Source organism: Campylobacter volucris (genome assembly GCF_008011665.1).
In the GTDB taxonomy this organism is placed as follows: domain Bacteria; phylum Campylobacterota; class Campylobacteria; order Campylobacterales; family Campylobacteraceae; genus Campylobacter_D; species Campylobacter_D volucris_A.
In genome coordinates, this window is record NZ_VOWJ01000013.1 from 65,991 (window position 1) to 76,826 (window position 10,836).

A 10,836-nucleotide genomic window follows, 5' to 3' on the forward strand; every position below is an offset into this window, starting at 1 on the left:
TTTATCTTTCTAAAATTAATTTTTTTAATACAGCCATTCTTATAGCAACTCCATTTTTTACTTGTGCAAGAACCTTTGAGCGTTTATCAGCTATGACTTCATCGCTAATGTCGATATTACGATGCACAGGTCCAGGGTGTAAAATGATAATATTTTTATCTTTTATAAGCTCTTTAGTGATGCAAAAATCATTAGCATAATCTTGCAATGAAGCATAAGTTGGGACATTGTGTCTTTCAGTTTGAGTTCTAAGACTCATAATAATATCAACATCATCAATCACATCTTTTAATTTGTAAAATTTTTTTATAGGATAATTTGGCATAAAATGAGGTGGAGCAATCAAAGAAATATCTATGCCAAATCTAGGAAGTAATTCTAAATTTGAAGCTGCGACTCTGGAATTTTTAATATCTCCAACTATGGCAATTTTTTTTCCAATAACATCATAATTAAAATGTTCCATTATGGTAAAAAGATCAAGCAAAGCTTGGGTTGGATGAGCGTGTTTTCCATCTCCTCCATTTATAATAGGACAATGAGTATAGTTTGCAAGAGCATGAGGTACTCCTGAATTTTTATGTCTTATTATTATTGCACTAGGAGCCATAGCATCAAGATTTGCTGCTGTATCAAAAAGAGTTTCGCCTTTGCTAGAACTGCTTCTTGAAACATCTAATTTTAACACCTTTGCTCCCAATCTTCGTGCTGCTGTTTCAAAGCTTGATTGGGTTCGTGTAGAATTTTCAAAAAATATAGTTGTAACACTTTTGTCTTTTAAATCATCGCGTTCTTTTTCATCTAAATATTCTTTAGTGTGTTTAAAAAGTTCTAAAATTTCATCATTACTGAAATCTTTTGTGGTAATTAAATGCCTCATGAGAACTCCTTAAATTTTTAAATTTAGCTCATTATCAGAACAAATAGCACTAAATAAAACATCTGTAGAGCTGTTAAGAGCAGTTTCTACGCTATCTTGAATAACTCCTATGATAAATCCAACAGCAACTACTTGCATGGCAATATTATAATCAATATTAAATAATGAACAAGCAAGAGGTATTAAAAGAAGTGATCCTCCAGCTACTCCACTAGCACCACATGCTGCAAAAGTTGCTAAAATACTTAACAAAATAGCTTGTAAAAAATTTATTTCAATACCTACAGTATGAGCTGCGGCCAAGCTTAATATAGCTATAGTAACGGCTGCTCCAGCCATATTAATAGTAGCTCCCAAAGGAATAGAGATACTATAAAGACTATTATTAATATTTAATTTAGAGCAAAGTGCCATATTTACAGGTATATTTGCAGCAGAACTCCTAGTAAAAAATGCAAATACGGCACTATGTTTTAGGCAAATAAAAATTAAAGGATAAGGATTTTTTTTAGTGTATAAAAATACAATCAAAGCATTAATCACAAAAGCAACAAAAAACATAGTTACTACTAAAACAATAAGTAATTTTACATAACTTAACAAGCCATCTGCTCCAGTTTGAGCTACAGAATTAGCAACAAGTCCAAATATCCCAAAAGGAGCAAGTTTGACTATAAATTTAACTATTTTTAAAACCCCTTCGTTTATATCTGTAAAAATTTGTTTGGCTTGATTAGAACAATGTCTTAGAGCAAAACCTCCACCTATAGCCCAAACTAAAATACTTAAATAATTTCCAGAAGATAAAGCATGTATAGGATTATCCACCATTTGAAATAACAAAGTTTTAAAAGCTTCATTGATATTAGCTGGAGTAGAGCTAGAAGCTTTTTGAATATCAGTTAATACAAGTTCAACAGGGAAAATAAAACTAATACTAACAGCACTTAATGAAGCCAAAAAAGTACCAAAAATATATAATAAAATAATATGTTTGATTTTAGAACTTCCATGATTGAATTCTTTAGTGCAAATTGTGGTTAAGATTAAAATAAATACTAAAATTGGAGCAATAGCTTTTAAAGCTCCTGTGAATAAATTTCCAAATATACTTGCAAAAACAGCTAAATCTTTTGATATTAAACCAATTACTATTCCTAAAATTATACCTATACAAATTTGTAAAATTAAATTTCCATCTTTATAGCGCTTGATTATACAAGAGAATAAATTCATTTAAAACCTTTGTTGTTTTGCTTACTTGAATATAGTTTATTCTATCAAAGTAAAGCTTAAAGTTTTTGATTTTTAAGTTAAATTTTGTTAAAATAAGTGCTTTGTAAAATTGAAATTTTTATAAGGAAAACAATGTATTTATTTACTTCAGAGGTTGTTAGTGCTGGTCATCCTGATAAATGTGCTGATATTATAGCTGATTCTATAGTTGATGCTTTTTTAGAAAATGACAAAGATTCTAGGGTTGCAAGTGAGGTTTTTGTTGCAGGTAATAAGGTTGTAATTGGTGGGGAAATTAAATCTAAACACAAATTAGAAAAAAAAGATTATGAGAGTATAGTAAAAAAAGCTTTGGCAGGAATTGGGTATGATGGTCATCCGCATTTTAGTAAAAAACAATGCTTGCATCCTGATGATCTAGATGTTATGGTTTTTTTAAATGAGCAAAGTCCTGATATAAACCAAGGCGTTGATCAAGAAGATGGAGAAATAGGAGCAGGAGATCAAGGTATAATGTTTGGTTTTGCAAGTAATGAAGCAAACGAATACATGCCAGCTGCGATATCTTATGCAAGAATGCTTTGTGATAAAGTTTATTCATATGCTAAAAAAAATCCTCATGAGCTTGGGGTAGATATTAAAACTCAAGTTACTATTGATTATGTAACTAAAGAAAATTTCGAAAACTGCAAACCTCAAAGTATTCATACTATAGTAGTTTCAGCTCCTTGTGTAGAAAGTATGAAAATAGAAGATTTAAGAGCTTTGATAATGAAGTTAATTTTAGATACAAATTTGCCAAAAGAGCTTTTTTGCCTAGAAAAAACAAGAATTTTGATAAATCCAACTGGAAAATATGTAAATCACAGCTCTTTACACGATAGTGGTTTAACAGGAAGAAAGCTTATAGTAGATAGTTTTGGTGGATATGCTCCAATAGGCGGTGGAGCTCAATCTAGTAAAGATTACACAAAGGTTGATAGAAGTGGATTGTATGCTGCAAGATGGCTTGCTAAAAATATAGTAGCAGCAGGGCTTGCTAAAAAATGTATAGTTCAACTTTCATATGCTATAGGTGTTGCAAAACCAACTTCTGTAAGTGTTGATTGCATGGGTACAAATACCAGATTAAATGATGATATTTTAAGTGATTTTGTAATGAAAACTTTTCCATTAACTCCAAATTGGATTAAAAATAAATTTAATCTTGATAAACCAAGCAAAGATACATTTTTATATGCAGATGTTGCTGCTCGTGGTCAAGTAGGACAAGCTGATTATCCTTGGGAAAAACTTGATGCAGTGGATGAATTTAAATCTTTATAAAACGAAGCCTTAGGCTTCATTTGTTTAAAAATTTTTCTTTTATTTTTAATAGCAATATTTCTTTAGGCTTAATCACCATACTTTCTTTTCCATTTGTTGCATGATAAATATTTACATTATAATTGTTTGCATAAAATTTTAATAAAAGATTTTGAAGTTTATATTGGCTTGAGTGATTAAACCAAGCATTGTTTGATATGGCTATAATGATATTAGAATTTTGATATAGTTTTTCTTTTGTTGCTTCATAGCATATTGCATTAGTTATGATTTTGTTATTTAAAGAGTATTGATTTAGTTTTTCACCTTTTGAAAATTCATCTAAATCATAAAAATATTTCTTAAATAAATTTTTTAAAATAGGAATTTCTTCGCCAAAAGGAACTAGATAATATTTGTTAAAAATTTCTATATCACCATTGTTAAAAACATAAGTGCTGTTGTAGGTATTAGTAGCAGTTGTGCTAATTGCTCCTACTATAATGATGATTTTATGTGATAATTCTTTTAATGCTTGTATGTAATATGGACTTTTATTTAACGCAAATGCAAATGCAGTTTCTGGAAAAATAATTAGTTCTTTTTTTTCTTTTATAGCTTTTAAAATTTCGTCGATAATCATATTAGAATGTGCTTGTAAATTTTCTTGAATAAATTTTTGATCTTGAGAAATATTAGTTTGTACTAATTTATAATTTAAATTTATATCTTGAGCATATTTTTGTTCATATTGAGCACCTATTAAAATAAGTATTAAAATAATAGCCATTTTATAATATCTTGAAATATATCCTTCATAGTAAAAATAAGCTATTAAAAATATGACAATTACTCCTTTATAGCTTGCTTCAAAAACACCATAAATGCTTAAAATTCCCCAATTTAGCCAATCAAAACCAAGTGGGTGTATAAAGCTTAATAAAAATATCCCACAAAGTCTTAAAAAATCAAATTTTAAAAAATAACATATGAAAAATAAAAAACCATAGACAATTCCAATAATTAAAATTTCAATTGGAATTAAATATGAAAGATTAAAGTAAATTAAAGATAAGCCAATCCACCAAAACCACAAAATTCCTATGAAAAATCCAGTGAAGAAGTAAGACATTTTATTTTTACTTCTTAGTAGTAACACTAATCCATAAATACTCAAAAAAGGACTAATAAATTCTAAAAATAAATTTTCAAAAAAAGAAAAATAAATACAATTTGAAATTAAAAGCGCAGAAAAAAAGGCTTTTATTATTTTAAAAATGGTAGAATTAGAGTTTATGAATTTTAAAAAAAGGGGAAGAAATGGCAGAAAACGGAAATATTTGGACTTCATTGTTGCCTCTCATTGTACTTTTTGCAATTTTTTATTTTTTGGTTATTAGACCACAACAAAAACAAGCAAAAGATCATAAGCTAATGGTTTCATCTTTAGAAAAAGGTGATAAAATCATCACTAGCGGTGGGATAATCTGCGAAGTGGTAAAACCAGAAGAGGATTTTATCAAAGTTAAGCTTAATGATGAAAATGTAATTGTTAAAATTTCTAGAGATTTTATAGCAAAGAAAATTGATGCGTAGTGGAAAAATTACTTATAGAAGTATTATTTTTCTTATAGTTTTTCTTGTAGGATTAATTTTTTCTATACCTTCTTTTATGCAAACCCAAAATGGAACTAAGATAAATTTAGGCCTTGATTTGCAAGGTGGTTTGTATATGTTATTAGGCGTTGAAGTCGATGAAGCGGTTAAATCTAAAATTAAATCGATTGCTTCTTCGCTTAGCTATTCTATTAATAAAGAAGATATTATTGTTGATAAGATTAAGATTAATGATGATAGTATAGAATTTTCTCTTTTAGATGAAAATGATGCACCTAAAATCGACTTATTATTAAAAGATATTAAGGGTTTAGCAATCAATCATCAAAATTTCCATTATAAAATATCTTTAACACAAGAAGAAATTAAACTTACTCATGAACAAGCTATATTACAAGCAGTTGAGACTATTAGAAATAGACTTGATCAGTTTGGTCTTGCAGAACCAAATGTTGCAAGATCTGGAGAAGATAAAATTTTAGTCGAACTTCCAGGTATAAAAACAGCTACAGATGAAGTAAGAGCTAGAGAGCTTATTGCAAAAGCTGCACATTTGCAATTAATGGAAGTAGATGATGTAAGAATAGATCAAGTAAATAACCTTACTCCATCACAAGCAGCTGAATATGGAGATTTGATTATAGAAGATGTCAAAAATCCACAAATAAAATATCTTGTTAAATCTATCCCAATTCTTGATGGTTCTATGTTAACGGATGCAAAAGTAGGTTTTGGACAAAGCAATAATTTACCTGTCATTAATTTTACTTTAAATTCAGAAGGTGCTAAAAAATTTGGAGATTATACAGGAAATAATGTAGGAAAACGCTTAGCTATAGTTTTAGATAATAAGGTGTATTCAGCTCCAAGAATCAATGAGAGAATAGGCGGGGGTAGTGGCCAAATTAGCGGTAGTTTTACTATAGAAGAAGCACATGATGTGGCTATTGCCTTAAGAAGTGGTGCGCTTTTGGCTCCTGTGAAAATGCTTGAAAAAAGAAGTGTTGGACCATCTTTAGGGGCTGATAGTATAAAAATGAGCATGATTGCTTTAGCTGGAGCTTCTATTTTAGTGATAGCTTTTATGGTTATGTATTATGGTATAGCAGGGATTTTTGCTAATATTGCTTTGGTCGCAAATATTTTGATGATTATTGCAGTGATGGCAATGTTTGGAGCTACACTTACTTTACCTGGTATGGCCGGACTTGTTTTAACAGTGGGAATGGCTGTGGATTCTAATGTTATCATCAATGAAAGAATAAGAGAATTGTTAAGAGAAGGTTTAAGTATAAGGCAAAGTGTAGAAGGTGGATATAAACATGCAATGAGTGCTATTTTAGATGCAAATATTACTTCACTCATTACTTCTATAGTTTTATATGCATATGGAACTGGTGCTGTAAAAGGTTTTGCGGTAACTTTAAGCATAGGAATTTTGGTTTCAATGATTACTTCTATTATAGGAACTCATGGAATGTTTGAAATGTTTATGAACCGAATGGAAAAAAGCGACAACACAAGATTGTGGTTTGGATATAGGAGACCTTGATGCAATTTTTTAGTCAAAAGCATGTTTATGATTTTATGAAAATGAGATTTGGGGCAATCTCTATATCTTTTATTTTATTTTTTAGTTCAATTTTTATTTTATTTACCAAAGGGTTAAATTTTGGTATAGATTTTACTGGTGGAACATTAGTCCAATTACAATATGAACAAAAAGCTCCTATTGCAGATATTAGACAAGCATTATTTAACAATGAAGCGTTAAAAGGTGCAAGCGTTACTGAATTTGGCAGTGAAAATGAAATAATCATTCGTTTTTCTGGAAGCAGTGATAGTTTGGGTTCTGATATTGGACTTAGTATAGCGAATTTACTGCAAGATACGGGTAAATTTGAAGTGCGTCGTGTGGATATAGTGGGACCAAAAGTTGGAGATGAATTAAGAAATAAAGGTTTAATGGCAGTAGGTATTTCTTTGATTGCTATATTGATTTATCTTGCTATTAGATTTGAATGGCGTTTTGCGATGGCTTCAATAGTTTGTGAAATTCATGATATTGTGATCACTTTAGGTGCTATAGCATTATTTGAAATAGATGTAAATTTAGATATTTTAGCAGCAGTCTTAACAGTGCTTGGATACTCTTTAAATGATACTATTATTATTTTTGATAGAATTAGAGAAGGTATTAAGACAAGTAAAAATTCAAAACTTGATTTGATTATAAATGAATCAGTATCTGCAACTTTATCAAGAACAACACTTACTACGGGTTTGACTTTGATTACGGTTGTAGTTTTGTATTTTTTTGGTGGAAGTATGATAGAAGGTTTTGCACTAACTATGATAGTAGGTATTGTAGCAGGAACTGCTAGTTCTATATTTGTAGCAAGTCCAGCACTTTTATGGTTTAAATTTAGTGTTGCGCAGTACCGCCAAAAAGAATTAGAGAAAATCAAAAAAAGACAAGAGAAAGAAAAACTAAGATCTATGTATGAAAAAGGAAGAGTTTAAGATGAATTGGGGTAAGGTTATTTATATCTTTTTTGCTCTAATGAGCTTAACAACAATAGCAGGTTTTTTATATGATCAAAATGATGTTGCATTGTTTGTTGCAGCTTGTGTGAATTTGATTTCTACTTTATTAAAAATTGGTGTTAGAAATTTCTTAGCAGCTGAATTATTTGCTAGTTCTTTGGTTGCGGATTTGCATCTAATTCCTGCTTTTGCGATAACCCAAATCAATCCAGAAGCAAGTGTTATGGTTTATACTTTAGCAATAGGCGCATTATTGGCTAATATATTTTCTATGATTTTAGTTATAGTAGATTCTGTTAAAAATATAGAGGATGATAATTAGGAGAAAAAATGGCATATGAAGCAGCAAAAATAGAAAAAAAATGGCAGCAAAAATGGCAAGATAGTGCGTATTTTGAGCCTAAAAATGATTTTTCTTTACCTAAAAAATATGTATTATCTATGTTTCCTTATCCTAGTGGTAGAATTCATATGGGTCATGTTAGAAACTATTCCATTGGAGATGCTATTGCTAGATATTATAGAAAAAAAGGATACAATGTATTACATCCAATAGGCTTTGATAGTTTTGGTATGCCTGCTGAAAATGCCGCGATAAAACATGGAATTCATCCTAAAAAATGGACTTATGAAAATATTGATTATATGAAAAAAGAATTATTTTCACTAGGTTTTTCATTTTCCAATAAACAAATGCTAGCTACTTCTGATCCTTTATATACTAAATTTGAACAAGAAATTTTTATAAAAATGTACGAAAAAGGATTAATTTATACAAAAGAAGCTGAAGTCAATTGGTGTGAAAATGATAAAACAGTTTTAGCAAATGAACAAGTAGAAGATGGAAAATGTTGGCGTTGCGGGCATGATGTTGTCAGAAAAAAAATGCCAGGATATTACATTAAAATTACTGCTTATGCAGATGAGCTTTTAAATGATCTTAAAAAATTAGAAGGTAGATGGCCAAATCAAGTTTTAACAATGCAGGAAAATTGGATAGGCAAAAGCGAAGGACTTAGCTTTGATTTTGCTTTACAAGATGAGAGAATAAGCGCAACAAAAGTCAATGTGTTTACCACAAGAGTAGAAACTATATATGGAGTTTCTTATATTGCTTTAGCGCCTGATCATGAAATTGTTAATGAATTGATTGCAAAAAATCTTTTAGAAAAAGATGTTATAGAAAAAATTCAAAATATACAAAATCAAACTCCTCGCCAAAGACAAGCTTCAAAAAAAGAAGGGTATTTTTTAAATCTTTATGCAACTCATCCTTTAAGCGGAGAAAAAATTCCATTATGGGTTGCTAATTTTGTTTTAAGTGATTATGGTAGCGGGGCTGTTATGAGTGTGCCAGCTCATGATGAAAGAGATTATGAATTTGCACAAGAATATAAGCTTAATATAAAAAAAGTAATCTTTAAAGATGACAATGATAAAGAATGTCATACTATTAAAGAAGGAAGATTAATCAATAGTGCTGAATTTGATAATTTAGAATGCAATGAAGCTAGAGAAAAGATTATTGCTAAAATGCAAGAACTAGGAATTGGTAAAAAGGTTACTAATTTTAAAATTCGCGATTGGGGAGTTTCAAGGCAAAGATATTGGGGTGCTCCTATACCGATGATTAAATGTCAAGATTGTGGTATAGTAGCTCAAGAAATAAAAAATTTACCCATTACCTTACCAGAAGATGTAGTGATCAATGGAGAGGGTAATCCGCTTGATAAGCATGAGGATTGGAAAAAATGCACTTGTCCAAAATGTGGTAAAAAAGCCCAAAAAGAAAGCGATACTTTAGATACTTTTTTTGAAAGTTCTTGGTATTTTGCGCGTTTTGCAAGTGATAGTGTTACTTGGCAAGAGAAAGCTGTGGATAAAAAAAGTGTTGATTATTGGATGAGTGTTGATGAATATATTGGTGGTATAGAACATGCGATACTTCATCTACTTTATGCTAGATTTTTCCAAAAAGCTTTAAGGGATTTAGGATATTTAAAGGATGATGAGCCATTTAGTAGGCTTTTAACTCAAGGTATGGTTACTAAAGATGGTTTTAAAATGAGCAAATCAAAAGGAAATGTTGTAGATCCTGATTATATCATCCAAAAATATGGAGCAGATAGTGCAAGGTTATTTATACTTTTTGCAGCTCCGCCTGCTAAAGAATTAGAATGGAATGATAGTGCTTTAGAAGGAGCATTTAAATTTATCAATAGACTTTATGAAAGAGCTATAAATTTAACCCCTGGAAATTTAGAAGATATAGTTCATAGTGATTTAAATAAAGACGAAAAATACGCAAGAATGAAAGTTTATGAAGCTTTGAAAAAGTCCTTTGAAGTTTATGAGGGAAATTTTGCTTTTAATACTTTAATTGCTTCTTGTATGGAAGCATTAAATGCTTTAAGTCAAATACAAAATGAGAAATTATTAAAAGAAGCTTTTTATATTATTTTAAATATTTTAGAGCCTATTATCCCTCATGTTTGCTTTGAACTTAGTGAGCATTTGTTTAAATGTGGAAATTTTAAAATTTTAGATATTAAAGAAGAAGTTTTTATCAAAGATAGTTTTACCATAGCAATTAGTGTAAATGGTAAAAAAAGAGGAGAAATTGAAATTTCTTCACAAACAAGTAAAGATGAAATTTTAACTTTGGCTAAGCAAAATGTTTCAAAATGGATTTTTGATAAAGAGTTGCTTAAAGAAATTTATATTGATAAAAAACTTGTAAATTTGGTTGTTAAATGAAGCAAATATTTTTTACATTTTTAGTTATGTTTTTAACAGCTTGCGGGTATATTCCATCTTCTCATATGGCTGGAAAAACATTAGGAAAAAATGTATTTTTACAAATCAATATCAGTAAACAAGATCCACAAAATAGTGTTTATATTGCTGATGTTTTAAGAGAATCAATGCTTAATAAACTTGGACGAAGCATTACAAGTGAAGGTGAGGCTGATAGTGTAATTATTGTTACTATGAAAGATTTAAAATTTACTCCTATGATTTATGATAAAAATGGTTATGTTGTTAATTATAAAGCAGAATTGTTTTTGGAGTTTAAATTGCGTTATAAAGATGGCAAAGAAGAACTTGTAAATACTAAAGGTAGTTATTATTTTGATATAAATCCAAATTCGATTATTAGCGATCAAGCTAGATTTGAAGCAATTAAAAATGCATCAAGGCAAGCTTTTGATGAATTTGTTTCTATTGTAACAATTAGAGGTTATAAATAA

Annotated in this window: 10 protein-coding genes; 7 read left to right on the top strand and 3 right to left on the bottom strand. The window is 29.5% G+C overall.

The features are described 5' to 3' along the window. Window position 1 precedes the first annotated feature (1 nt). Both FPD38_RS01125 and sstT read right to left on the bottom strand, forming a co-directional pair. Window positions 2-880, bottom strand: coding sequence for an aspartate carbamoyltransferase catalytic subunit (locus FPD38_RS01125; protein ID WP_147554963.1), 879 nt, complete (start codon window positions 878-880; stop codon window positions 2-4). Between the two features lie 9 nt (window positions 881-889). Continuing rightward, complete coding sequence (sstT, locus tag FPD38_RS01130; protein WP_147554964.1) at window positions 890-2,116, bottom strand: serine/threonine transporter SstT; 1,227 nt, start codon at window positions 2,114-2,116, stop codon at window positions 890-892. A 132-nt stretch (window positions 2,117-2,248) separates the two neighbouring features. Here sstT and metK point away from each other — a divergent pair, with 132 nt between their 5' ends. Next, complete coding sequence (metK, locus tag FPD38_RS01135) at window positions 2,249-3,442, top strand: methionine adenosyltransferase (protein WP_147554965.1); 1,194 nt, start codon at window positions 2,249-2,251, stop codon at window positions 3,440-3,442. Window positions 3,443-3,458: 16 nt separating this feature from the next. Here metK and FPD38_RS01140 read toward each other — a convergent pair whose 3' ends face one another. Next, window positions 3,459-4,772, bottom strand: coding sequence for an apolipoprotein N-acyltransferase (locus FPD38_RS01140; protein WP_147554966.1), 1,314 nt, complete (start codon window positions 4,770-4,772; stop codon window positions 3,459-3,461). On the opposite strand from FPD38_RS01140, the gene yajC reads away from it, so the two are divergent. From yajC to lptE, 6 genes are read left to right on the top strand one after another with little or no spacing between them, the layout of a single operon-like run. Next, on the top strand, window positions 4,742-5,017 hold the full coding sequence (yajC, locus tag FPD38_RS01145; RefSeq protein WP_147554967.1) for a preprotein translocase subunit YajC: 276 nt from the start codon (window positions 4,742-4,744) through the stop codon (window positions 5,015-5,017). The genes FPD38_RS01140 and yajC overlap by 31 nt on opposite strands. Continuing rightward, on the top strand, window positions 5,010-6,590 hold the full coding sequence (gene secD / locus FPD38_RS01150) for a protein translocase subunit SecD (RefSeq protein WP_147554968.1): 1,581 nt from the start codon (window positions 5,010-5,012) through the stop codon (window positions 6,588-6,590). Before yajC ends, secD begins: the two co-directional genes overlap by 8 nt. Continuing rightward, complete coding sequence (gene secF, locus FPD38_RS01155; RefSeq protein WP_147554969.1) at window positions 6,590-7,561, top strand: protein translocase subunit SecF; 972 nt, start codon at window positions 6,590-6,592, stop codon at window positions 7,559-7,561. Before secD ends, secF begins: the two co-directional genes overlap by 1 nt. 1 nt (window position 7,562) lies before the next feature. After that, complete coding sequence (locus tag FPD38_RS01160; RefSeq protein ID WP_147555106.1) at window positions 7,563-7,907, top strand: DUF6394 family protein; 345 nt, start codon at window positions 7,563-7,565, stop codon at window positions 7,905-7,907. Window positions 7,908-7,915: 8 nt separating this feature from the next. Then, complete coding sequence (gene leuS, locus FPD38_RS01165) at window positions 7,916-10,342, top strand: leucine--tRNA ligase (RefSeq protein ID WP_147554970.1); 2,427 nt, start codon at window positions 7,916-7,918, stop codon at window positions 10,340-10,342. Further along, window positions 10,339-10,836 carry an LPS assembly lipoprotein LptE gene (gene lptE / locus FPD38_RS01170; RefSeq protein WP_147554971.1) on the top strand — a complete coding sequence of 166 codons (498 nt, stop codon included), beginning with the start codon at window positions 10,339-10,341 and terminating at the stop codon, window positions 10,834-10,836. Before leuS ends, lptE begins: the two co-directional genes overlap by 4 nt.

Excerpts from the sequence above, each read along its gene's own strand:
- FPD38_RS01140 (WP_147554966.1), bottom strand. The coding sequence starts at position 4,772 with ATGAAGTCCAAATATTTCCGTTTTCTGCCATTTCTTCCCCTTTTTTTA.
- sstT (WP_147554964.1), bottom strand. The coding sequence starts at position 2,116 with ATGAATTTATTCTCTTGTATAATCAAGCGCTATAAAGATGGAAATTTA.
- lptE (WP_147554971.1), top strand. The coding sequence starts at position 10,339 with ATGAAGCAAATATTTTTTACATTTTTAGTTATGTTTTTAACAGCTTGC.
- secD (WP_147554968.1), top strand. The coding sequence starts at position 5,010 with ATGCGTAGTGGAAAAATTACTTATAGAAGTATTATTTTTCTTATAGTT.
- FPD38_RS01125 (WP_147554963.1), bottom strand. The coding sequence starts at position 880 with ATGAGGCATTTAATTACCACAAAAGATTTCAGTAATGATGAAATTTTA.
- metK (WP_147554965.1), top strand. The coding sequence starts at position 2,249 with ATGTATTTATTTACTTCAGAGGTTGTTAGTGCTGGTCATCCTGATAAA.
- yajC (WP_147554967.1), top strand. The coding sequence starts at position 4,742 with ATGGCAGAAAACGGAAATATTTGGACTTCATTGTTGCCTCTCATTGTA.
- leuS (WP_147554970.1), top strand. The coding sequence starts at position 7,916 with ATGGCATATGAAGCAGCAAAAATAGAAAAAAAATGGCAGCAAAAATGG.
- secF (WP_147554969.1), top strand. The coding sequence starts at position 6,590 with ATGCAATTTTTTAGTCAAAAGCATGTTTATGATTTTATGAAAATGAGA.
- FPD38_RS01160 (WP_147555106.1), top strand. The coding sequence starts at position 7,563 with ATGAATTGGGGTAAGGTTATTTATATCTTTTTTGCTCTAATGAGCTTA.